23 protein-coding genes are annotated in these 22,505 nt (G+C 60.2%); 20 read left to right on the forward strand and 3 right to left on the reverse strand.

What is annotated here, in order from left to right; all coding sequences use genetic code 11:
• Positions 1-58: 58 nt before the first annotated feature.
• Positions 59-736, reverse strand: coding sequence for a transmembrane anchor protein (locus tag RJ527_04580; GenBank protein WND77025.1), 678 nt, complete (start codon positions 734-736; stop codon positions 59-61).
• A 17-nt stretch (positions 737-753) separates the two neighbouring features.
• Complete coding sequence (locus RJ527_04585; GenBank protein ID WND77026.1) at positions 754-1,446, reverse strand: HupE/UreJ family protein; 693 nt, start codon at positions 1,444-1,446, stop codon at positions 754-756.
• 80 nt (positions 1,447-1,526) lie between these two features.
• Here RJ527_04585 and RJ527_04590 point away from each other — a divergent pair, with 80 nt between their 5' ends.
• From RJ527_04590 to RJ527_04680, 19 genes are all read left to right on the forward strand, one after another.
• Positions 1,527-1,805, forward strand: a complete 279-nt coding sequence (locus RJ527_04590; protein ID WND77027.1) for a metal-sensing transcriptional repressor — start codon at positions 1,527-1,529, stop codon at positions 1,803-1,805.
• A gap of 23 nt (positions 1,806-1,828) precedes the next feature.
• Positions 1,829-3,148 carry an MFS transporter gene (locus RJ527_04595; GenBank protein WND77028.1) on the forward strand — a complete coding sequence of 440 codons (1,320 nt, stop codon included), beginning with the start codon at positions 1,829-1,831 and terminating at the stop codon, positions 3,146-3,148.
• Positions 3,138-3,578, forward strand: a complete 441-nt coding sequence (locus RJ527_04600; GenBank protein ID WND77029.1) for a YqaA family protein — start codon at positions 3,138-3,140, stop codon at positions 3,576-3,578. Before RJ527_04595 ends, RJ527_04600 begins: the two co-directional genes overlap by 11 nt.
• A 14-nt stretch (positions 3,579-3,592) precedes the next feature.
• Entirely contained in the window at positions 3,593-4,846 is a 1,254-nt protein-coding gene (locus RJ527_04605) for an efflux RND transporter periplasmic adaptor subunit (GenBank protein WND77030.1), read from the forward strand.
• Positions 4,843-5,976 carry an ABC transporter permease gene (locus RJ527_04610; GenBank protein WND77031.1) on the forward strand — a complete coding sequence of 378 codons (1,134 nt, stop codon included), beginning with the start codon at positions 4,843-4,845 and terminating at the stop codon, positions 5,974-5,976. The genes RJ527_04605 and RJ527_04610 overlap by 4 nt, the downstream gene beginning before the upstream one ends.
• Before the next feature lie 2 nt (positions 5,977-5,978).
• A complete protein-coding gene (locus RJ527_04615; GenBank protein WND77032.1) occupies positions 5,979-6,704 on the forward strand; it encodes an ABC transporter ATP-binding protein in 726 nt (241 codons plus the stop codon).
• Positions 6,705-6,776: 72 nt separating this feature from the next.
• A complete protein-coding gene (locus RJ527_04620; GenBank protein ID WND77033.1) occupies positions 6,777-7,730 on the forward strand; it encodes an MBL fold metallo-hydrolase in 954 nt (317 codons plus the stop codon).
• A 36-nt stretch (positions 7,731-7,766) separates the two neighbouring features.
• Positions 7,767-8,798 (forward strand): Cj0069 family protein, encoded by a 1,032-nt coding sequence (locus tag RJ527_04625; protein ID WND77034.1) that lies wholly within the window; start codon positions 7,767-7,769, stop codon positions 8,796-8,798.
• A 217-nt stretch (positions 8,799-9,015) separates the two neighbouring features.
• Positions 9,016-10,290 carry a TniQ family protein gene (locus RJ527_04630; protein ID WND77035.1) on the forward strand — a complete coding sequence of 425 codons (1,275 nt, stop codon included), beginning with the start codon at positions 9,016-9,018 and terminating at the stop codon, positions 10,288-10,290.
• Between the two features lie 60 nt (positions 10,291-10,350).
• A complete protein-coding gene (locus RJ527_04635) occupies positions 10,351-10,992 on the forward strand; it encodes a TnsA endonuclease N-terminal domain-containing protein (GenBank protein WND77036.1) in 642 nt (213 codons plus the stop codon).
• Positions 10,989-12,857: a Mu transposase C-terminal domain-containing protein gene (locus RJ527_04640; protein WND77037.1), complete on the forward strand. Its 1,869-nt coding sequence runs from the start codon at positions 10,989-10,991 to the stop codon at positions 12,855-12,857. Before RJ527_04635 ends, RJ527_04640 begins: the two co-directional genes overlap by 4 nt.
• Positions 12,854-13,033 carry a hypothetical protein gene (locus tag RJ527_04645; protein ID WND77038.1) on the forward strand — a complete coding sequence of 60 codons (180 nt, stop codon included), beginning with the start codon at positions 12,854-12,856 and terminating at the stop codon, positions 13,031-13,033. The genes RJ527_04640 and RJ527_04645 overlap by 4 nt, the downstream gene beginning before the upstream one ends.
• 48 nt (positions 13,034-13,081) lie before the next feature.
• The gene (locus tag RJ527_04650; protein ID WND77039.1) at positions 13,082-14,434 is read left to right on the forward strand and encodes an IS1380 family transposase; all 1,353 of its coding nucleotides are present in this window, start codon (positions 13,082-13,084) and stop codon (positions 14,432-14,434) included.
• 301 nt (positions 14,435-14,735) lie between these two features.
• On the forward strand, positions 14,736-15,725 hold the full coding sequence (locus RJ527_04655; protein ID WND77040.1) for an efflux RND transporter periplasmic adaptor subunit: 990 nt from the start codon (positions 14,736-14,738) through the stop codon (positions 15,723-15,725).
• 16 nt (positions 15,726-15,741) lie between these two features.
• Positions 15,742-17,472 (forward strand): ATP-binding cassette domain-containing protein, encoded by a 1,731-nt coding sequence (locus RJ527_04660; GenBank protein WND77041.1) that lies wholly within the window; start codon positions 15,742-15,744, stop codon positions 17,470-17,472.
• Complete coding sequence (locus RJ527_04665; GenBank protein WND77042.1) at positions 17,469-18,614, forward strand: ABC transporter permease; 1,146 nt, start codon at positions 17,469-17,471, stop codon at positions 18,612-18,614. The genes RJ527_04660 and RJ527_04665 overlap by 4 nt, the downstream gene beginning before the upstream one ends.
• Before the next feature lie 3 nt (positions 18,615-18,617).
• The gene (locus RJ527_04670; protein ID WND77043.1) at positions 18,618-19,724 is read left to right on the forward strand and encodes an ABC transporter permease; all 1,107 of its coding nucleotides are present in this window, start codon (positions 18,618-18,620) and stop codon (positions 19,722-19,724) included.
• 115 nt (positions 19,725-19,839) lie between these two features.
• On the forward strand, positions 19,840-20,175 hold the full coding sequence (locus RJ527_04675; GenBank protein WND77044.1) for a hypothetical protein: 336 nt from the start codon (positions 19,840-19,842) through the stop codon (positions 20,173-20,175).
• Between the two features lie 54 nt (positions 20,176-20,229).
• Complete coding sequence (locus tag RJ527_04680) at positions 20,230-20,934, forward strand: TniB family NTP-binding protein (GenBank protein WND78014.1); 705 nt, start codon at positions 20,230-20,232, stop codon at positions 20,932-20,934.
• A 128-nt stretch (positions 20,935-21,062) separates the two neighbouring features.
• Here the strand turns inward: RJ527_04680 and RJ527_04685 are convergent, their stop codons facing one another.
• Positions 21,063-21,374 carry a helix-turn-helix transcriptional regulator gene (locus RJ527_04685; GenBank protein WND77045.1) on the reverse strand — a complete coding sequence of 104 codons (312 nt, stop codon included), beginning with the start codon at positions 21,372-21,374 and terminating at the stop codon, positions 21,063-21,065.
• A gap of 55 nt (positions 21,375-21,429) precedes the next feature.
• Between RJ527_04685 and RJ527_04690 the strand changes: the two genes are divergently transcribed.
• Complete coding sequence (locus RJ527_04690; protein ID WND77046.1) at positions 21,430-22,287, forward strand: hypothetical protein; 858 nt, start codon at positions 21,430-21,432, stop codon at positions 22,285-22,287.
• The last annotated feature ends 218 nt before the right edge of the window (positions 22,288-22,505 follow it).

The following is a 22,505-nucleotide window of genomic DNA, read 5'->3' on the forward strand; positions in this document are numbered from 1 at the left end:
CTTTTCCCAGTCTGTTGGCCGCCGGGCGGCGCGGGCCGTGTAGTGGCCTGCATCGCCGTTAGATCAGTCGTTTGAGCTCCAAGTAGTCGCCCCGAACCCGGAGCGTGACCTTGATGGGCTGATTTTCCCGGTTGCGCCAGAACCAGCCGTGGTTGCCGGTAAAGGCCGCCTCCAGCCTCCCTTCATGGCCCGGCACGCCCCGGCCTTTCTGATAAGCAATGGACTTGCCGCCGCCGTCGCCGTGCAGGTCGTAATTGGCAACGCCGCCGTCGACACTCCAATGGAACTCCGCCACGGCCCCTTCGTCCATCACCAGTTTGACCTCGGCGCCCTGACCGGGCACCAGCGTGAAGGAGATTTCCTCCTTCCATGTCGGGGCCTGGGCCTCCGCCGTCTTTTGCGGCTCAGCCGGTTTCGCCGAATCGGCGGAAGGTGCTGCGACTTGCGCGGGCGCCGACGGTTTCGGCGGCTCCGCGGCCGGCGTCATGGGCTGCTGCTCCATGGCGGCGGTCTGCTCCTGATCCGCCTTGGCTTCCGCTTCCAGTTGCGTCTTGATTTCGCCCATCTCGGTCAGCCCCAGGACACGGCCGATGCCGGTGGGGTCGATGGCATATTCGGCGGGCAGGACGATCGTGACCAGAATGACGGCCGCCGAAACCAGGGCATAGAACGTCGAACGCAGAAGCCTGCCGGTCGTCGGCAATTCGCTCTGAGAAGGGATTTCGGAATTGAACATGGATTGACCTTTCGGGATTAGGAAACGAAGTAACCGGTGAGCTGGTAGCCGATGAGAATGAACCCGGCGCTCATCATCGCGACGTTCACCGTATAGGCGCGGCGGATGAAGCTGTCGGTGCGCCGCCACCAACCCATCAGCACGAGGATCGCAGCGAGCGCCGTCAGCTGGCCCAGTTCGACGCCGACGTTGAAGGCCAACAGATTGGGGATCAGGCCGTCTTCGGCAATGTCATAGTCGATGATCTTCGAAGCCAGACCGAAGCCATGGCAGAACCCGAAGATCAGGGTCGCCCATTTGGTGTTGGGCTGGAAGCCGAACCAGCGCTGATAGGCGCCCAAGTTGTCGAGCGCCTTGTAGACGATGGAAAAACCGATGATGGCGTCGATGATGTAGCTGTTGATGCCGAAGTCGAACAGCACGCCGAGCAGCATGGTCGTCGAATGGCCGAGCGCGAACAGGCTGACGTAGATGGCGATGTGCTTCATCCGGTAGAGGAAGAAGATCACCCCGAACAGGAACAGAATGTGGTCGTAGCCCGTCACCATGTGCTTGGCGCCCAGGTACGAAAACGGCAGGAGCAAAACACCCGAGACTTCGAGGATATAGCCCTTGTCGCCCTGGGCGACGGCGTGGGCCTGCGCGGCATCAATGCTTGCGAGGCAAAGGAAAAGGGCGCCCAAGGCCGCCCCGGCGAGTGTTCTGATCATTGTGGCCCTATCTGCGGTTTGCATCGTTAGCGGTACATCATTGGCTTGACCATAACCTATCCAGGGGGATAGGATCAAGCATGGACGGAACGCACAGACATCAAAGTCACCCGGTTGTGATCAACCGCCTGAAACGGGCGCACGGCCACCTTCGCAAGGTCATTGAAATGATCGAGGCCGGGCGGCCGTGCCTGGACGTTGCGCAACAACTTCATGCGGTCGAGAGCGCAGTGGCGAATGCAAAGACCACGCTGATCGAAGACCACCTGGACCACTGCCTGGACACCGTCGTCGGCCCCATGGACGCCGACCAGCGCCAGGAGATCGCCGATTTCAAGGCGATCGCCAAATACCTCTAGTTACGGATCGAACGGGCGCGGCCATGCTGGGCGTCCTTGCCAACAGAACCTATCGCAACCTTTTCCTCGCCCAGGTGATCTCGCTTGTTGGGACCGGGCTGGGCACGGTTGCGCTGGCCCTGCTGGCTTTCAATATCGCGGGCGACAAGGCGGGTGCAGTCCTGGGCACGGCGTTATTCATCAAGATGGCCGCCTATGTGGGGCTGTCGCCCATTGCGGGCGCGCTCGCGGGCCTGCTGCCCCGGCGGGCGTTCCTGGTGTCGCTCGATGCCGTGCGCACGGGCATCGCACTGATGCTGCCTTTCGTGACCCAGACCTGGCAGATCTACCTGTTGATCTTTTTCCTGCAGGCGGCCTCGGCGGCCTTCACCCCGACCTTCCAGGCCACCATTCCGGACGTCCTGCCGGACGAAGGCGAGTACACCAAGGCACTGTCCCTATCGCGTCTGGCTTATGATCTGGAAAACCTGCTCAGCCCGGCGATCGCGGGCGCGCTGCTTACCGTGATGACCTTCCACGATCTCTTCGTCGGGACGGCCTTGGGTTTCGTCGCTTCCGCGCTTTTCGTCCTGTCGGTTTCCCTGCCGTCGCCGAAGACGGCTCAACTCCGCAGCTTCCGCGACCGCCTGTTCCGGGGAACGCGGATTTTCTTCGCCACGCCCCGGCTGCGCGGGCTGATGGCGGTCAACCTCGCGGTTGCCGCGGGCGGTGCCTTCGTGATCGTCAACACTGTCGTTTTCGTGCAGTCCCGGTTCGGGCTGACGGAGCAGCAGACGGCCCTGGCCCTGGCGTCGTTCGGCGGCGGGTCCATGCTGGTCGCACTTGCCCTGCCGCGCCTGCTGGCCCGCGCGCCGGACCGATTGGCGATGCTGACCGGCGTTGCGGTCCTGGCCGCCGGCACTGGCTTGGCCTCGATGGCAGGAGACTTCGAACTTTTGCTCGGCCTGTGGTTTGTCCTCGGCGGCGGATACTCCCTGGCCCTCACGCCGTCCGGACGGTTGCTCCGGCGCTCCACGCATCCTGAGGACCGCCCGGCGGTGTTCGCAGCGCAGTTCGCCCTGTCCCATGCCTGCTGGCTGATCACCTATCCCCTGGCGGGATGGGTGGGTGCCGCGTTCGGCCTGCCGGTCAGCGCCTCGGTCTTGGCCGGTGTCGCCTTCGCCGGCGTCGTCGGGGCGGCCCTGTTGTGGCCCAGGACCGACCGGGAAGTCGTCGAGCACGACCATCCCGACCTGCCCGACGGCCATCCGCATCTGGCCGAGGGCGACCACCGAGGCGATCACCGCCACGCCCACGCCTACGTCATCGACGACCTGCACTACATGTGGCCCCATGGCCGGTGACCTTGCGGCCTACGGCGGGCTGTTCCTGGTCGCCTTCCTGGCGGCGACGATCCTGCCCGCCCAATCGGAGATCGGCCTCGCCGGCTTGATCCTGTCGGGCGATTACAGCATCGGCCTGCTGATTGCCGTGGCGAGTCTTGGCAACACCCTCGGCGCCGTCGTCAACTGGGCGCTCGGGCGCTGGGTCGAACACTTCCGGGACCGCAAATGGTTCCCGGCCAAGCCGCAGCAGTTGGACAAGGCCGTCGGCTGGTATCACCGATATGGACGGTGGAGCCTGCTCTTGAGCTGGATGCCGTTCATCGGCGATCCGCTGACCCTGGCGGCGGGCGTGCTGCGGGAGCCGTTCTGGAGTTTTCTCGCAATCGTCGCCTTCGCGAAAACGGCCCGCTATATCGTCGTCGCCGGAATCACGTTGGGCAGCGTATAATCAAGAGACTGATCTTGACGTCGATCAATGTGCCTTACGACCAATCGTGGAATATCTACGCGCGTAAATCGCGAAGGGCCAAGACCCGCAGCCATTCAGGAATCATCATGAAACGTGCTCTCAAATTAGGTTTGGTCGTTCTCGCGCTGGTCGCAATAGGTGCGGCAACGGCCGCCTATATCCGCTCCCGTCCATTCACCGTTGCCGTGGCCGCCATAGAGCAAGACGTCCCCGTTCAGGTCTTCGGCCTCGGGACCGTTGAAGCGCGGATCATCTCGCACATCGGTTTCGAAGCGGGCGGCGCTCTGGTTGAAATCAACGCAGATCACGGCGACCGGGTCGAACGCGGCACCATTCTTGCCCGGCTCGCCGATGCGGAAGCGAAGGCTCGTGTTGCGAAAGCAGAAGCCGCACTCGCCCAAGCCAAAGCCAATCTAGAGCGCGCCCTGGCTCGGGTACGAAGTGCTGAAGCCACCTTGGTACAGAAACGCAGCATAAAGGAACGGCGCCAGGCATTGGTCGGCAGCGGCACGACCTCGAAGGAGGCTGCCGAGGACGCTCGTGCCGCCGCGGATGTCGCCGCCGCCGAATTGGCCGTCGCCCAGAGCGACGCAACCGTTGCGGAAGCAGCCATCAAGGACGCGGAAGCGCAGGTTCAACTCGAGACCGCAGTGCTTGGCAACCACGTTCTGTCGGCACCCTACGACGCGCTGGTAATAGGCAGGCGCATGGAATTGGGCGCCGTTGTCGCGCCGGGTGAAGCCATCTTCTCGCTGATCGACCCAAATTCTGTTTGGACCCGAGCCTTCGTCGACGAATCCCAGGCTGGCGACCTGAAACTCGGGCAGCCTGCGGAAGTTCGCCTGCGGTCTCTGCCGCGCCAAGTATTCACAGCGCATGTCGACCGTATCGAAATCGAAAGCGATCGCGTCACCGAGGAACGCCGCGTCTACCTGAAGTGCGACCAGTGCCCCCCCAACGTCTTCCTGGGGGAACAAGCCGAGGTCTACATCACGGTGACACGGCTCGAGACCGCCATGCCGGTGCCGGAGACGGCCATCGACCGGTTCGATGGAGTACACGGGATCGTATGGACCGTGATTGACGGCGCACTGCGCCGCCAGCGGGTCACTTTTAGCCATCGCTTGCTCGATGGCCGGGTAGTGCTAACCGACGGCTTGCCAGCCGGCGCCGAAGTGGTGATCAATCCAAGAACGAAATTCCGCGAGGGACGTGCAGCCCAGATTTCCAAGGCGGCCACGCCATGAACCTAGCCGCCCGTGATCTATGGCACAATTTCAGCCGTTTTCTGCTGACCTGTATTGGGCTTGGACTGTTGTTGGGCGTTGTGCAGTCCATGGTCGGCATCTACCGCGGGATTGTGGTCGAAGGCGCGACCATGGCCAGAGCCGCGGGCGCTGACTTATGGGTCGTGGAAGCCGGATCTAGAGGACCGTTCGCAGCATCATCGCGGATTCCGGGTGACACGCGCGAGGCCGTGGCACGAATGCATGGCGTCGAGGCGGCCGGAAGTCTCACTTACCAATCGGTCGAGGGATTCCACGCAGGGAAAAAGGTTCGTTTGTACTTGGTCGGGTATGAGCTCGGCCGTCCCGGCGGACCGGCGGCGATTGCCGCTGGCCGGAACATAGCACGTAGTCACTACGAACTTGTCTTGGACCGCCGTGCAGGCATTGGTCTGGGCGAGCGCATACAACTCGGCCGCAACAGCTTCACCGTTGTCGGACTGACCGAAAACTTGGTCAGTTCAGGTGGCGATCCTGCCGCTTTCATTACCTTGCTGGACTCCCAGGAATTACAGTTCGAACTCGCCCCGCCGGCGGCACGCCGAGAAATTGCCCGCGGCACCGGAACGGGAAGCACAGACACGGTGAACGCCGTTGTGGCACGCGTTCACGCCAATGTCCCGGCGGATGAGGTCGCGACAACGGTAAAGCGTTGGAAGCACCTGGCGGCATTGACCGAGGCGGAACAGGAAGATGTCCTGACGCGCTCCGTGGTCGAGCGGGCCGCCCGCCAGATCGGCCTGTTCACAGTCATCCTGATGCTGGTGTCGACGGTGATCATTTCGCTCATCGTCTACACGATGACGCTGGACAAAAGGCGCGAGATCGCGACGCTTAAGCTGATCGGCGCCCCGGACCGGCGCATCGTCGGGATGATCATCCAGCAGGCTCTGGCGATGGGTTTGGTCGGCCTTCTGTTTGGCGCCACGATGGTCAATCTCATCGTCGATTTTTTCCCTCGGCGCGTCGTCCTGTTGCTGCCCGACGGGCTCGCCCTGGCAGGCATCGTCGTTTTGGTCTGCTTGCTGGCAAGCACGATCAGCGTGCGGTATGCCCTGAAGATCGACCCCGCGACGGCACTGGCGGGCTGACGATGGATCAAGCCGTCCCACCGCTTGTCGAGCTCCACCAAGTGTCGAAGCATTTCGGAGAAGGCGACACACGTGTAGACGCGCTCCGCGAGATCGATTTGAACGTCGCTCCCGGCGAACTGATCGGTCTCGTCGGACCGAGCGGATCAGGAAAAAGTACGCTGCTCAACGTGATCGGCTGTATTCTGGAACCAAGCAGCGGATCGATGCATCTCGACGGCGACTTGGTCTATGACGGCCGTTGGCTGCGCGGAGACCTGCGCCGCCTCCGCCTCGACAAGATCGGTTTCATTTTCCAGTGGCATAATCTGCTGCCCTTCCTCAATGCCGTAGACAACGTCGCGGTCGTTCTCGATCTTATCGGCGCAGAACGAGATACGGCCCGAGGGCGAGCAGAGGAATTGCTGGAATACCTGGATATCGGAAAGCGGCGCGACGCCATGCCCGCGAATCTCTCCGGCGGCGAGGCGCAGCGTGTGGCAATTGCCAGGGCCCTGGCCAACGAACCTCGCATTATCCTGGCCGACGAACCCACGGCGGCACTGGATTCCGAACGCGCCGCCATCGTCATGGACCTGTTGCACCGGGTCGCACGCGAGCGTCAGGCAGCGATCATCGTGGTGACGCACGACGAGAAGGTGTTCAATCGCTTCGACCGCATCGTCCGCCTACGCGACGGGCGATTGGAGAGTGAAGCCACTCCAGCTGCTTCTACAGCGGACGATTGACCTGGAACCCCCAAGACGAAGCCGAACGCCAACAACGAATAATGGGCACCAATCGAGTTGCGGAGGAAGTGTGTGAATACAGCGTCTATCAAATGCTTTGCGCTGGCGGTCCTTGCCATCCTAACGAGCGGCGCTGTATCGGCGCAGGCCGCTGACATCCTGCCGCCCCCGGAACGCGTTTCGGAAAACGTCTATGCCTGGATCGGCCCCCTCGACGGCCCCAACACGCAAAACCAAGGCTACCGCATGAACCTCGCCTTCGTCGTCGGCACGGATGCCGTCGCCGTGTTCGACACGGGCTACACGCGGGAAATGGGCGATGAGATGATCGCTCATATCAAACGCGTGACTGCGCTGCCGATCCGCTACGCGATCAATTCCAACTCGCAGCCGCATCGATATTTCGGCAACGATGCGTTCCATGCCATCGGCGCGGAGATCATGGCGACGCCAGAGGAACTGGCCCGCATGGAAGGCATGGGTGGCATGTTCGCCATGTTCAGCGCTCAGGCCCTGGGTCTCAAGGACGGTGCGGTCCCCGCACCAATAGCGCCTGTACAAAAAGTAACAAGCTCCCGGACGCTCGACCTCGGCGGTGGAATCACCTTGCGCATTCTGCCGGCAGGTGGGAACCACACGCCCAACTCGCTGATCGCCGATGTTCCCTCCGACAAGGTCCTTCTGGCCGGCGACGTTCTGTATGGAGAACGGTTGCTGGCAGTCCTGGATGTCAGTCAGCCGAAGGAATGGATCGATACCTTCGACGGCTTGCGTCGGTTCAAGGACTATCTGTTCGTCCCGGGCCATGGCCGGCCCGGACCACTCGCCATTTTCGAGGGGCCGACCTACCGCTATCTCTCCAACATATGGGACTACATGTGCAAAGCGGTGGGCGCCGGCGTCGACTTGGATTCGGCGGTCAAGTCCTACGACCAATCCGCCTATTCCGGACTTGTGAACTTCGATAATCTCAGTGGACGGAACGCCAGCTGGACCTATCAGAAGGCCGAGTTCGCCTGTTTCTGATGACCTGTTGCCGCGTACCTTTGAGGAAAGCCGAACATGCGGAAGCGCGTCGCCATCCTGTTTCCCGCCCCGGAGGGATCTCGGAACGTTGTCCTGGAAGATACGCGGTTCGCTGAAACTGCGGCGGCGTTACGTGCGACGGGTTTGGACGTTGAAGCGGCACCCTATGCGGATCAATTCATCGACGATGCCCGCGACCAACTTCTGGGCGTAGACGGCGTCTTGGTCTGGGTCAATCCGGTTGAAGGAGAGCAAAATCGAGCGCTGCTTAACGGATTATTGTCGGACATCGCCGAACGGGGGGTATTCGTCAGCGCCCATCCCGACGTCATTCGAAAGATGGGCACCAAGGCAATCCTCTATCAGACCCGCTCCATGCCCTGGGGCTGCGACACGCGCCATTACACTTCCCTTGAACAGATGCAGGCGGAACTGCCGGAGCGCCTGAGCCGGCACGGCGCGGTCGTCTTGAAACGAGTGCGCGGGAACGGCGGCAATGGCGTCTGGCGGGTGGCGCCCGCAGATCCCGCCGCCACCGTTACGCTAACCTCCCGGCTCCACGTGCGCCACGCCAAGCGGGGCAGCACCGAGGAGGAAATGGCGCCCGAGGAGCTATATGCCATCTGCGCGTCCTATTTCGAAGACGGAGACGGAATGATCGACCAGCCCTATCAGGCGCGCCTGGCCGACGGCATGGTGCGCTGTTACATGGTCCACGACCGTGTCGCGGGGTTCGGCGAACAACTGATCAACGCGCTGCATCCGGCGGTGCCGGACCCGGGCGAGCGCCTCTATTTCCCGCCGACGCGACCGGATTTTCAGCCGCTGAAGACGATGCTGGAAACGGACTGGCTGCCCGAACTGTGCCGCCGCCTTGACCTCCAACCGCATGATCTCCCGATCATCTGGGATGCCGATTTTCTTTACGGCCCGAAAGATGCGGCGGGCGCCGACACGTTCGTTCTATGTGAGATCAACGTCAGTTCCGTCTATCCGTTTCCCGACGACGCGCTGAAGCCGATCGCCGAAGCGGCATCCGCCAGATTGGCAGTTCCGCCGAAAACTTAATCCTCTTGCTGGTGATTTCATCCACTTCCGGCAAAAAGCGGACACCACACCAAAGTCGTCGCAATAACTCCTATTCGAGAAAGCAGACGTCTGATTCTTCAGATAAGCCCGTTCCAAATTTCCCTTGCACACGAACCTTCGCATCACTAAATACCCGCCGCTTTAAATTGTCCTGACTTGGGCAAAGGCTGCCGCCCATGTTTGCGGCTTAACCACATTGAACGGCCCCTGGCCATTCCGACCGCGACCGGTCGATGATGAGACGTTCTCGTCTTGGTTCTCGCGCCTGGCTTGGGCCAACGGGCTGGAACCTGGCGAGCTGTATCGCATCGCACTACCCGGCGGACGGATGCATCGAGCCGATCTGGACAGGCTCGCCTGCGAAGACCTGATCGCCGGTTTATCGGCCCACACGGGTATCGAGCGAGGTGACTTGCTCAAGCGGACGCTGAAAGCCTGGTCCGGCCGGTTGTATGGAGAAGACGACGGCCGCAACAAGCTGCTTTGGCTGCCCGCCGCCGGCGTGCATCAAAAGTCGAAGTCGTTCGGTCAACAGGCCTGCCCCGCATGCCTACAGGATGACGCTGTGTCACACCTCCGCTCGGTGCACCGATTGGCATTCGTCACCAGCTGCCCCCATCACAGCCGCCTGCTGATCGATAAATGCCCTGAATGCACCGCGCCAATTCAACCGCTCTACGGATCACCTCACCTAGGATCAGTTTGTCTTTGTTGGAATTGCGGTTTCGATCTTCGGCGCGCGGAGCCGCCGGAGGTCCATACGCATCGCGCCCAAGAAGAGCTGGTCCGCATTGCACAAGGCGATTGGGGCGAGCTGGGTGGGTTCGGCCGCGTCTATCCGCTCGCCTATTTCCGAATTCTCTGGATCGTTTATCGCCTACTGGCAACAGGCCGGTTTGCCTACCCGCTACGTGAGTGGACACGCCGAAACCTCGGCACGCCTGACGTACCACCATCTGCCATACCGCGCATCAAAGAGATAGAACGATTGCCGGCCCACAGCCGCCATGTCCTTACTCAGCAAGCCTACGCATTGCTCGGCGATTGGCCGTTCCGGTTCGTCGCCGCTTGCAAAGGTGTCGGCATCACGTCGCGTGTGCTCCTGAAAAACCCTGCGCAGGTACCCTTCGCATTATGGGCGCCAGCGTCGAGCGAGCTTCAAGACGGCAACTATCAACCGGCACCATCCGAAGTCGCGGCGGCGAGGGCATTCTTGCAAAGGCAAGACACGCTACCGACACGCGGCGCCTTGAGCCAAGTCCTCGGCTGCAAATCCAAGCACATCGATGAACTCGCCGTTCCCGCCGGCGACCACTGCGCCTACGGGACGAACCGCTATTGGAAACTGGACGGCGTCAGTCCCGAGGTTCGCGCGGCCGCACGCGCAGCCGCCATACATGAAGGACATAACGTCGGCCCCTGGGTCGATCAGATATTACGCGAGGCGCTCAAAAGGCGAGGCTTAGTATAAAAATACATGTTGGGGATTGCAGCCCGGAAAAATCACTACATATAGTATTTAGGAGGAGAGATGCCGGTTAGAAAAATTCCCATCAGCAGCCGGAGTCTGACGGGTCGCCACGCATACGGGCGCGGCAAAGATGCTGTTGGATTTGAATCGTCTCTCGAGCGGGATTTCATCTCGCTGATGCGTTTCGATATCAATGTCACGGACATCGAAGAGCAGCCCGTCCGGATTGCGTTCCAGGACAGTGCCGGCAATCATCGCCACTACACACCGGACTTCCTGGTTCATCGACGTTCCGGCACCTCGATGCTCGCCGAGATCAAACCTGCCAAGTTCGTGACGGCCGACCTCGACGACAAATTCAATGCCGCCAGGAATTTCGCCCGCAGGCGGGGTTGGATGTTCGAGGTATGGACGGAACAGCAGATCCGCATTCCCCGGTTGGAGAACGCCAAATTCCTCGTCCCCTACCAGCAAGCGGAGCCGCCGGCAGGGGCGCGCGACCGCTTACTGACCGCACTAGGTGAAACAGGTCGGACGACGGTTACCCGCCTTCTCGATGCGACATGCCGCCAAGAAGATGACCGTGCGGAGACGCTATTTGCTCTGTGGCATTTGGTCGCGACAGGAACGGTCGCCGCGGGCATGGACGATCCCCTAACTCCGGCAAGCGAAATTCATTTGAATGAAGGCAATCAACGATGAGCACGCCGCTGAGTTTCGACGTCGGCAGCGAAGTCCAGTTTCTTGGACGTGCCGCCGTTATCACTTCCCAGCCCAGCTTCGACGAGGTCATGGTGCAGTTCGTCGATACAGGCGAAATCAAATCAGCGAATGTCGGACAGCTCAAAAGCAAAGAAGCATCTGTGATCGACAAGCCCCGGGTCCTGGACGCCATACCGGAGAGCGACCTGGATACGGCGCGAGAACGATACGAGGCGATCAAACCGCTGCTCGATGTTACCCACGGAAAAGGCGAAGCCTTCAAGGCCCGCGCCGAGGAAATCGGCGTCAACGAGAAGACACTGCGCCGCTGGTGCGCTGACTATCAGGCGAGGGGTTTGCTATCCGATCTAGCACCCAACCGCCGGGGCAAACGGAAGCGGCGTTTGCCAAAAAAGGTCGAGACCATCATCCAGGACGTGATCGAGAACGTCTATCTCACCAAACAGAAGGTGACGGCGAAGAAAGCCATCGACGAGGTCGTTCGCCGATGCAAGGCGGCCCGATTGAAAGCACCGCACCCGAACACGATCCGCGCTCGCATAAAGGCGGTTAAAGAAAGCGAGCGGGTCAAACGCCGTCAAGGCGCCAAGGCCGCCCGCGACCAATTCGCCGCAGTAAAGGGTGAGTTTCCGGACGGGAACTTCCCGCTGGAAACCGTTCAGATCGACCACACGAAGCTGGACATCATCCTGGTCGATGACGATACCCGTTTGCCGATCGGCCGTCCGTGGCTCACCGTCGCCATCGACGTCTTCAGTCGAATGATCACCGGGTATTACATCTCTCTCGACGCGCCGAGTTCATTCTCCGTGGGAATGTGCATCCGTCATTCAGCGCTGCCCAAAGACGCCGAGATTGAAAAGCTGGGGATCGACGGCAAGTGGCCGGTATGGGGTCTGATGCGGACCCTCCATGCCGACAACGGCAAGGATTTTCACAGCAACCTGATCAAAAAATCCTGCGACGAATATGGGATCAACATCGCCTGGCGGCCGGTAAGGCAGCCGCACTTCGGCGGGCATGTCGAACGGTTGATGGGGACAATCGCCAAGGAAATCCACGCCCTGCCAGGTACGACCTTCTCCAACATCCAGGAGAAGGGTGAATACAACTCGGCGAAACAGGCATCAATGACGCTGGATGAACTGCACGCCTGGTTCGTCACCTATGTGGTCGGTGTCTATCACCAGCGCGTCCACAAAGGCATCGGCATGAGCCCGATTGAAAAGTGGCGAGAAGGCGTCCTAGGAACCGGCCGGCGGAAAGGCACCGGGCTCAACGCGCCAATCAGCGATCCGGAGCGGTTCGCCATCGACTTCCTCCCGCTCGAAACCCGCACGGTTCAACGCGAAGGAATTGCTTGGGACGGCGTCAAATACCGCGCCCCCAGCATCCTCGGTTGGATCGGGGAGAAACAAGGGGGACGGAGCGTGAAGTTCACCATCAGACGGGACCCCCGCGACATCAGCCGCATCTATTTCCTCGATCCCGAACTCAAGGAGTATCTCGAGGTTCCTTACCGGGACCAGACGCATCCCTCGATCTCCCTTTGGGAGCTTCGGGCCGCCAAGAAATACCTGAGAGACCGAAACGCGGAGGTCATCGACGAAGACGCCATCTTCGCCGCGATCGAGGAGATGGGACGCATCGCGGAGAGCGCCACGACCGAAACCAAGAAAGCCCGACGAGCTAAACAGAGGAAGAAAGTCCATGCACGAGAAACGTCAGATCAACGGCCGGGCCTTTCGCTCGTCGTCGATAACTCCGAGGCCATCGAAGAAGACGAAGGTAAATTCGACATCGGCGATGCCGACCTTGAAGGCCGTTGGGAGGATTGGTCATGACTGAGCCCGCAAGAAGCGAACTGACATCATTCGAGCTGTTCGGCCCGGAGCCGCGGGAGAGATTGCATCGGATCTGGTCGTCCTGCTGGATCGACTACCCGATTGCCCTGCAGGCATTGAAACGCCTTGACCCGCATTTCCCAAGTAACACTCTGATTTCGCTGTCCTGCTCGTGATATTCCGCATATAAATCATAGTGTTGATGGCCGTGAGAGGCGCGTTTCATGGATCACCCAAAGGGTGCGAGCTCGCAGCGGGCAGATCGGGTGGATTTCGACCGCCGTGTACGGCTTGAATTTCGCGGCACGCAGCTAAGTTCCGACGGTGGCCTTCTGGTGATGCGCGAGCTGGATGACGCGCTTGGGCTGTCCGATCTGGCGGCAACAGCATTGCGCGACACCCGACGCGGCAAGAACACGATCCATCGGCTTGACGGGCTTTTCCGGCAGTCGGTGTTCGGGCGACTGGCTGGGTACGAGGATGTAAACGACGCCGACCGCCTGGCCCTCGATCCGGTCATGCGCCAGGTCGTGGGTGGAAGGGCTGTCGATGCGCAGGCGGCCTCGGCCTCACAGATGGGGCGGTTCGAGACCGAGACACTCGCTCTGGCCGAGAACCGTGCCGCGCTGGCCGACCTGAACGGGCAATGGATCGACCGGTTTCATGACCGCAATGGGCTGAAGTACATCGTGCTGGACATGGATAGCTCGGTCAGCCCGACCCATGGCGACCAGGAAGGTGCCGCCTGGAACGGGCATTTCGATTGCACCTGCTATCACCCGAACTTTCTGTTCAACCAGTTCGGCATGCTGGAACGCTGCGCCCTTCGCAATGGCAACGTCCACAGCGCAGACGGCTGGCGGGACGTCCTCGATCCGGTGATCGCCCGGTATGCCACGCGGGACATCCTGCGGTTCTTCCGGGCCGATGCCGCCTACGCGATCCCGGCGATCTATGAGCGGCTGGAAGAAGCCCGGTTCTTCTACACCATCCGGCTGCCTGCGAACAACGTCCTGCGCGAGAAGATCGCGCATCGGCTGAAACGGCCCGTGGGGCGGCCTTCCCTGACCAAGGTCAAACGGTTCTTCGAGGACTTCGAGTATCAGGCGGCGTCCTGGGACAAGCCGCGCCGAGTGGTCGCCAAGATCGAATGGCACCCGGGCGAGTTGTTCCCGCGTGTCGGCTTCATCGTCACCAACATGCCCATGGACCCGGACTGGATCGTGCGGTTCTACAACCAGCGCGGCACCGCCGAGCAGCACATCAAGGAAGGCAAATACGCCTTCCGCTGGACGCGGCTGTCATGCCGGAAGTTCCGCGACAACGAGGTGCGGCTGCAACTCCACGCGCTGGCCTACAACCTGGCCACCTTCCTGCGCTGCATCGAACTGCCCGAAGCCATGGCGGACTGGTCACTGACCAGCCTGCAACTGAAGCTGATCAAGATCGGGGCGCGTGTCGTCCGTCACGCCCGCGCCATCACCTTCCAACTGGCCGAGGTGGCCGTCACCGGCCCGATGGTGCGCGCCATCCTCGCCGCCATCCGCCGCCTTCGAGCGCCTCCGTCATGCGCATGACAGCGATCCACGCCCAAACTGAACGAAAGCGGCAGGACAGGTCTGCCCGCTGCGCTGAAAAACACCACCGTCAAGCCAGATCACGGCGGCTTCGCGCTCTGATCCGCCCTGTTTCCAGCAGCCCGCTCGACCGCAGGCACCGCTCAGGACGGAAAATGCTTGTCCAGCGGCCAGGTTCAGGCGATCTTCAAGTCAACCGGTACGCCACTTGGGGAATGTCAGTTGTAGACGACCTCGTCCGCATGGAGCTCGTGGGGCTCCTTGCGACCCAGGCAGTGCTCGATTGAAGCGGAGGGGACCTATGAAACGTTGGCAGCGCGCGGCCTTAATGGTTTCGGCGATCGTCGTTGTGGCGGTCGCGGCAGCGGTTAGCTGGAAGTACTACGGCGACCCGCACGAAAACAGTGGACACTTGGTACTGCTTGGCAACGTTGATGTTCGCCAAGTCAACCTCGCCTTCAAAGTGCCCGGGCGCCTGGCCACGATGACGGCCGAGGAAGGTGATGCCGTCGAGGCGCGACAGACAGTCGCATCGCTGGAGAGCGAAGACTTCGAAGATGAGCTTCGTCTTGCGCGCGCTCGCGTCCAAGGCCAAGAGGCCGCACTCGCCGAACTGGAAACAGGCACACGTCCAGAAGAAGTCGAGCAGGCGCGCGCACTCGTTCGGCAACGCGAAGCGGCGCTGCAGCTCGCCAGAGCGACGCTGGACCGTCAGGAGAAGCTAGCCGCGCGCAACGTCGCATCTCATCAGGTTCATGATGAGGCGCAAGCGCGCCTTGACGAGGCGCGAGCGCAACTCAGTGCGGCCAAGGAAGCCCTCGAATTAGCAGTGACCGGACCGCGTCAGGAAGACATCGACCAAGCGCGGGCCCAACTCTCCGCCGATCGGGCGGCCCTCAGTCTTGCGGAGCGGCGCCTTGCCGATGCAACGCTCACAGCCCCGAATGATGGGATCATCCTGACCCGCGTGCGAGAGCCCGGCGCAATCGTAGCGGCCGGCGAGACGATTTACACGCTGACCCTGACATCACCCGTATGGGTGCGGACCTATGTCGACGAACCCGATCTAGGCCGCATTCACGCGGGCATGCCGGCCGAGGTGCATACCGACTCGGGCGGTACCTATGAAGGTCGGATCGGCTTCATCTCCCCCGTGGCCGAGTTCACGCCGAAGACGGTAGAGACGCGTGAACTGAGAACCAGTCTTGTCTATCGCCTGCGTGTGATTGTCGAAAACTCGGACAATGGTCTCAAACAGGGCATGCCGGTCACTGTCGTCCTCAAGGTGTGAGAATAGGGGTTAGACGGTGAGCGAGTACCTCGTCCAAATTGATGGCATCACAAAGCGCTTCGACGACTCTGATACAGCCGCGCTAGATGCCGTCACGACGCGGATCGAAGCGGGCCGGGTCACTGGTCTGGTCGGGCCAGACGGCGCCGGAAAGACAACCCTGTTGCGTCTAATCGCCGGTCTGCTTTTGCCCAATGACGGCGAACTCACGGTTTGCGGCCTCAACCCGACCAGAGACCCCACTGCGCTGCGTCGCGTGGTCGCCTACATGCCGCAACGCTTCGGGCTCTATGAAGACCTTTCGGTCATCGAGAATCTGGAGCTTTACGCCGATTTGCGTACCGTCGTGGGTACCGAGCGGAAACAAAACTTTGAAAGGCTCTTGTCCTTTACCGGACTTGCGCCTTTCACCAATCGGCTGGCGGGCGCACTTTCTGGTGGTATGAAGCAGAAGCTGGGGCTGGCCTGCGCGCTCATCAAGCGACCTCGGCTCCTCTTGCTCGACGAGCCGAGCGTCGGCGTCGATCCCATTTCGCGACGCGAGCTCTGGCACATGGTTTACGAGCTCGTCGATCAAGGCATCGGCGTCATATGGAGCACCGCCTATCTTGACGAGGCGGAACGCTGCGCGGCGGTCCTTCTGCTGAGCGAAGGCAAGCTGCTCTACCAGGGCCCCCCACATGAACTGACACGCACTGTCGAAGGACGCACTTTCGTCGTGCAAAACATAGGCATCGACCGGCGCGCTATGCTTGCGCGCGCTCTTGACCAACCGGCCGTGATCGATGGCGTCATTCAGGGGCGCAATGTGCGGCTCGTTCTTGCCCAGGATGCCGATCCGCCAGCGGCTGCCGACATCGAAGCCGGACCTGAGGCGACAGTTGCTACGGTCTCGCCCCGCTTCGAAGATGCTTTCATGACCCTGCTCGGTGGTGGGCTTAAAGGCCGTTCGCCCTTCGGGGGCGGCAGAGGCGCCAAACGGCATGATGCGGGTGTGGTCGTCGAAGCTCAGGAGCTCACGCGGCGCTTCGGAACGTTTACGGCCGCCGACCGGATCAATTTCCAGGTGGCCCGGGGCGAGATTTTCGGCTTGATCGGACCGAACGGTGCCGGCAAATCCACCACCTTCAAGATGCTATGCGGCTTACTGCGCCCGTCCTCCGGCACAGCAAGGGTTGTGGGGCTCGATCTTGCCAGGGCGCCGAGCAAGGCGCGGGCTCGGCTCGGCTACATGGCTCAGAAGTTCTCGCTCTATGGCGACTTGAGCGTAAGCCAAAACCTGGATTTCTTTGCCGGGGTTTACGGTCTTGGCGGCCAACGGCGCCAGGATGCAATCGAGCGTATGGTCGAAACATTTGCACTGGACCCACATCTCGACGCCAACGCCATCACTCTGCCGCTCGGCTTCAAACAGCGGCTGGCGCTTGCCTGCGCTGTCATGCACGACCCCGACGTACTGTTTCTCGACGAACCCACGTCGGGAGTCGACCCCCGGACCCGGCGCGAGTTTTGGTCGCATATCAATGCGATGGTTGCGAACGGCGTCACAGTGATGGTGACGACTCACTTTCTCGACGAGGCGGAGTATTGCGATCGCATGGCGCTGATCTACCGCGGTCGCATGATCGCCACCGGCGCGCCTGATGACCTTAAAGACCGCGTTCGCTCGGCTGATCATCCTGAGCCGACCCTCGAAGACGCTTTCATCGCCCTGGTCGAGGATGATGACCGGAAGGCAGCGGCATGAGAGAGGTTCTGATCTGGAACAAGGCGAAGCGCCTGCGTGTCGCGGGACTGATTCGCAAGGAGACCCGCCAAGTGGTGCGCGATCCAAGCAGCATCCTCGTCGCGGCCGTGCTGCCGCTTATCCTGATTTTTCTGTTCGGCTATGGCGTCACCTTCGACCCGCGTTTCTTCACGATAGGTTTGGTGGTTGAGCAACCCACGCCCGAAGCTGGCAGCTTCACGGCAGCGCTCTCCAATTCACCCTATTTCAGAATCCAAACAGCCCGGGACCGCAGGTCGTTCGAGCAAGATCTGGTCGCCGGTGACTTACACGGCATCGTCACGCTGCCGGCGAGCTTTGCTGAACAGGCCTACCGTGGCGAGACCGCGCCGATCCAGGTGATCGTCGACGGCAGTGATCCAAACACGGCCGACTTGGTACGCAACTATATCCAGTTGCTCTGGGCAAATTGGCTGGAACAAGAATCAATCAGCCGGGGACCGCACCTTCTGCCGACGGCGGTGGAACTTGAGCCGCTGGTGTGGTTCAACCCGGAAATTTCCAGCCGCAACTATCTGGTGCCTGGATCGGTCGCCATCATCCTGACGCTGATCGGCGCGCTGTTGACGGCTCTCGTGGTCGCCCGCGAGTGGGAGCGCGGCACCATGGAGGCTTTGCTTGCGACGCCAATCGGCATCGTTGAGCTTCTCGTTGGCAAGCTCGTGCCCTACTTCCTTCTCGGCTTGGGCTCGATGGCGCTGTCGACCGCCACGGCCGTGCTCTTGTTTGGAGTGCCGTTTCGCGGCTCGTTTCTGCTTCTCGGGCTTGTTTCGGCTCTTTTCATGTGGGCAGCCCTCGGCCAAGGGTTGCTGATCTCCACGGTGACCCGCAATCAGCTTGTGGCCGCGCAAGCCTCCATCCTGTCCGCCTTTCTACCGGCCTTCTACTTCTCGAACTTCGTGTTCGAGATCGACAGCATGCCATGGCCGCTGCAACTGATCAGCTATGCCGTGCCAGCGCGCTACTTCGTCTCAACCCTGCAGACACTATTCCTCGCTGGCGATATCTGGAGCGTGATCTTGCCCGATCTAGTGGGTCTATTCGTCATTGCCGCGGTATTTTTCGCGCTTACGGCGGCCAAAACGCGAACAAGGCTCGAATAAGTCATGTGGCGACGCACCCTCGCACTAATCGTCAAAGAGTTGCTGGCAAGCGCTCGAGATCCGCATACCCGTTGGGTCGTCTTGTTTTCGCCCCCCTTCCTGCTGCTGATCTATGCATTTGCCATTACCCAGGAAGTCAAGAACGTGTCGATGGCAATCCTCAACGAGGACATCGGTCTGGAGTCGCGGGAACTTATCAGCCGCTTTGAAGGGTCCACAACCTTCGACCGGCTCCTTTACCTGAAGGGGGTTTCCGAGATTGCGCCGGCCATAGAGTCCCAGGACGTGATCTTGGCGATCTACATCCGATCGGACTTTTCCCGCCGGATCGCTGCTGGAGAACCTGCCACGGTTCAACTGCTGCTGGACGGCCGGCGATCGAACGCGGCACAAATCCTTTTGGGCTACACGACGCGTATTATCGAAAGGCTTAACAGTGAGTTCGCCGAACGCGGAGGCACGGGCCCGCCAGCTATCGTCATCGCCAGGGCTTGGTTCAACCCCAACTTCGAACCTCTTTGGTCCGCGGTTCCCGCCCTGTTCGCCGTTTTAACGGCCGTCGTCGGCTTCATGGTTTCATCGCTCGCCGTCGCACGCGAGCGTGAGCTCGGCACCTTCGAACAGCTCCTGGTGTCGCCTCTTCGGCCCATCGAGATATTGGCTGGCAAGACAGTACCGGCGCTCCTCATCGCGCTCGCCAGCGCAACCGCAATGCTGGCGCTTGGATGGCTCGTGCTGGACGTACCCGTGAGAGGCTCGCTTCCGTTGCTTTACTTCAGCATGACCATCTATCTCGCCGCCATCATCGGTATCGGCCTGTTCATTTCTTCGATCGCTGCGACACAGCAACAGGCGGTAATCGGACTCTTCATCTACATGATGCCAGCCGTGCTGCTGTCGGGCTACGCCACGCCGGTGGAAAACATGCCTGACTGGCTGCAATGGCTGACTGAAACCAACCCGATCACCCATTTCATCGTCATCTGCAAAGGTGTGTTTTTGAAAAGTCTACCTGTTGAGGTCATCGTCCGTCATACCTGGCCCATGGCGCTGATCGCAGCAGCTACCCTGTCGACCGGCACTTGGTTATTCCGGCGCCGTGTGACCTGACCGCCATGTGACCGTTGAGCTGCATTATTGGGCAAGCCAATCCCCAAAGCGGACCACACGATGACTGCTGATACACATCAATACACTTCGTCGCCCACGAACGGTGCGTGGCTGAATGCGCTCCGCCGCTATCTCGTTTTTGTCGCAGTGGCAAATCTGGTTTGATGCGACATTTTACGTTTCCATCCAGAACAACCATGACGGTAAACCGGATGAAATTCATTCGGCCAGCCTTTTTCCAGGCAAACAATGGGCGCAACTTCCCGGTAATGTACGAGCGCAACTATTTCAAATTCTGGCATCCCTCGCTAACGAGGCCAGCGCCCGCGAACTGCATGATTACCAACTCAATCCCGATAACACACACCGCGGCCACACTATCCGCCTGACCGATTTGCCCGAAGATGATCCTATTTTTACACCGCTTAAAAATGACGGGGCAGGGGAATGACCGCTTGAGTGGCTCCTCAACCACCCGCGCGTCACGCGGCCGCCCTGCTGTCTCATCGTCGGGGAAACCAATCACGGAAAGACGACGATCGCTCGGAAGTTCGAACGGATGCACCAACCAGACCCCGGCGCCTCCGACGAAGCGAAATCCATGCCCGTCGTCTACGTGCAAGCGCCGCCCATGGCAGATGTCGCGGGCTTCTACGGCAACATATTGAACGCCGTCGGCGCGCCTTTCATGCCGACCTGGTCTGCTTCCCGAAAGCAGGACCTGGTCCTGAAGACGCTGACCAATCTGGGAACCAAGATGCTGATCGTCGATGAGCTCCACAGCATCCTGCAGGGGAAGATAGATCAACGCGGTGTCTTCCTGAACGTCTTGAAGCACCTGACCAACGAACTGCAGATCCCGATCGTAGGCTTAGGCACCAGGGAAATTCTGCGTGTCGTGCAAACCGACCAGCAGTTTGGCAATCGCTTCGAGCCCTTCACCCTGCCGAAGTGGGAACTCGGCCCCGGATACGCCACGTTTCTGGCTCACATATGTCGCCGTACCGGCATGAAGGACGTGTCGTTCATGAAGGACAAAGCGTTGGTTCGCCGCATCCACACCATGAGCGAAGGCCTTACCGGAGAGTCCTGGAAAGTCGTGTGCTTCGCCCTCGAACGGATGGAGGAGACCGGCCGGTCAGCGTTGGAGCCAAAAATTCTAGACGAGATCGATTGGACAGCGCCGAAGGATCGGAGGCGCCAGGCCTGAAGCGCTGTACGCTGTCGGAATGCTTTTTCCAATCTTATCTAGGACGACGCTCATCGGATCGAAGCTGTGACGATCAGAGCTGCCCTGGCGGGATCTCAGCTGTAAGAAGCAAAGAACTTTATCGCAGGTCAACGGCCAACCACCTGCTCAATTGCTTTAAGCAATTCCATAATTTGCATACGTTTCGATGGTCGGTGCCTTCCCAACTTGCCAGCAAGTTCGAGTATCGCCAATTGAATCTCCCGGCTTTCCCCAGAGGCGCCTTCTTCAAGCCAAAGCATCAACCGATCTTTCGTCTTATTTCCTAATTTTACCTTATTATTCAATACATTACTGATATGCCCTTGTGACAATCCGCAAGCCACGGCCAGCTCGGATTGCGTGACTTTTTGCTCGGCCATTTTCTCTGCGACATCTGGAATTATCGCGCTCGAGTTCATTGACGCAGATTCCTAAATTATGTAATATATATTTATTACATAATGGATATTTTGAATGCAATGCGTGATTTCCCTGAATGACGGACAAGCTCGGCGTTTGGAGTTGCCGGACGCCAATTCGTCAGTCTGGCCAGGCCTGCTCTGGGGAAAATTCGACGAGCCGCTCACTCCGGCGTTTTGGGCAAGTCAGGCTTGGATGTGGCAGCCTGGAACGACCCAAAGCTATCGGCTGGGCGGAACATTTTCTGAGGAAATCGTGTATTGCCTTCTCGGGGGCCACGGGGCACCAGCCGAAGTCGGCCTAGCCGCGGCCCGTAGAGTCTGCAATAGACTAAGGGATCTCGATGCCAAAAATCCAACTCGGACTGAATTCGAGAAATGGCTACGAGAACCACTACCCATCGGCGACAGGACAGTCAGGTATCGTTTCGCTGCTCAACGAGCGCGTTACCTGGAAGGAATTTTTGAGAAGTTGGATGATGTCGACTACGTCAGCCTCGCTGACGGCGAGTTGCGAAACGTTCTTCTAGATTTGCCTGGCATCGGCCCGAAGACCGCGTCCTGGATTGTCCGCAATTGGCGAAGCAGTAATGACGTCGCAATTTTGGACGTCCACATTGTCAGGGCATGCTCAGCCATCGGCATTTTCCAAGAAACACAAAACTTGGCGCGCAACTACAGTGAATTAGAAGGTCAATTCCTAGCATTTTGCCAAGCAACCCGCAGCAAGGCGTCGGCGATGGATGCCGTTATGTGGTCGACAATGCGGGGCTTGAGTAAAAAGCTGCTGCACCATCTCGTTGATCAAGCTAAAGTTGCCATTCAACCAAAGCCTGTACACAGATCGCGGGTCGAACCATGTCGGGAAACGATGAACGTCGGGGGGACGAAGGCGACGGCGGCGCGCCAGTAGGCGGATCTGATCCTTGTCAAAAAAAGCGGCGAGGGCCAATTAATAGCCCAAAGGCTCCAATATTGTCGCAGCTCACCGTGGGATCAGTTCTAGACGTCGATGTACAAACGATAGGGGCCACTCCCATCCTCGTCGTTATGGATCAGCAAAGAGCGATCGCAGGGTCCTTAACCTTTCTTGGTTATCTTGAGATCATCGATTGCATTCTGAACCGTGGC

It is taken from the genome of Thalassospiraceae bacterium LMO-SO8 (assembly GCA_031655335.1).
Taxonomy (GTDB): domain Bacteria; phylum Pseudomonadota; class Alphaproteobacteria; order Rhodospirillales; family Casp-alpha2; genus UBA1479.

Bases quoted from the DNA above. Each gene is read 5' to 3' on its own strand.
- RJ527_04645 (WND77038.1), top strand. From the start codon at position 12,854: ATGACTGAGCCCGCAAGAAGCGAACTGACATCATTCGAGCTGTTCGGC.
- RJ527_04585 (WND77026.1), bottom strand. From the start codon at position 1,446: ATGATCAGAACACTCGCCGGGGCGGCCTTGGGCGCCCTTTTCCTTTGC.
- RJ527_04600 (WND77029.1), top strand. From the start codon at position 3,138: ATGGCCGGTGACCTTGCGGCCTACGGCGGGCTGTTCCTGGTCGCCTTC.
- RJ527_04650 (WND77039.1), top strand. From the start codon at position 13,082: ATGGATCACCCAAAGGGTGCGAGCTCGCAGCGGGCAGATCGGGTGGAT.
- RJ527_04635 (WND77036.1), top strand. From the start codon at position 10,351: ATGCCGGTTAGAAAAATTCCCATCAGCAGCCGGAGTCTGACGGGTCGC.
- RJ527_04610 (WND77031.1), top strand. From the start codon at position 4,843: ATGAACCTAGCCGCCCGTGATCTATGGCACAATTTCAGCCGTTTTCTG.
- RJ527_04590 (WND77027.1), top strand. From the start codon at position 1,527: ATGGACGGAACGCACAGACATCAAAGTCACCCGGTTGTGATCAACCGC.
- RJ527_04655 (WND77040.1), top strand. From the start codon at position 14,736: ATGAAACGTTGGCAGCGCGCGGCCTTAATGGTTTCGGCGATCGTCGTT.
- RJ527_04670 (WND77043.1), top strand. From the start codon at position 18,618: ATGTGGCGACGCACCCTCGCACTAATCGTCAAAGAGTTGCTGGCAAGC.
- RJ527_04665 (WND77042.1), top strand. From the start codon at position 17,469: ATGAGAGAGGTTCTGATCTGGAACAAGGCGAAGCGCCTGCGTGTCGCG.
- RJ527_04640 (WND77037.1), top strand. From the start codon at position 10,989: ATGAGCACGCCGCTGAGTTTCGACGTCGGCAGCGAAGTCCAGTTTCTT.
- RJ527_04595 (WND77028.1), top strand. From the start codon at position 1,829: ATGCTGGGCGTCCTTGCCAACAGAACCTATCGCAACCTTTTCCTCGCC.
- RJ527_04580 (WND77025.1), bottom strand. From the start codon at position 736: ATGTTCAATTCCGAAATCCCTTCTCAGAGCGAATTGCCGACGACCGGC.
- RJ527_04615 (WND77032.1), top strand. From the start codon at position 5,979: ATGGATCAAGCCGTCCCACCGCTTGTCGAGCTCCACCAAGTGTCGAAG.
- RJ527_04685 (WND77045.1), bottom strand. From the start codon at position 21,374: ATGAACTCGAGCGCGATAATTCCAGATGTCGCAGAGAAAATGGCCGAG.
- RJ527_04675 (WND77044.1), top strand. From the start codon at position 19,840: ATGCGCTCCGCCGCTATCTCGTTTTTGTCGCAGTGGCAAATCTGGTTT.
- RJ527_04625 (WND77034.1), top strand. From the start codon at position 7,767: ATGCGGAAGCGCGTCGCCATCCTGTTTCCCGCCCCGGAGGGATCTCGG.
- RJ527_04690 (WND77046.1), top strand. From the start codon at position 21,430: ATGCAATGCGTGATTTCCCTGAATGACGGACAAGCTCGGCGTTTGGAG.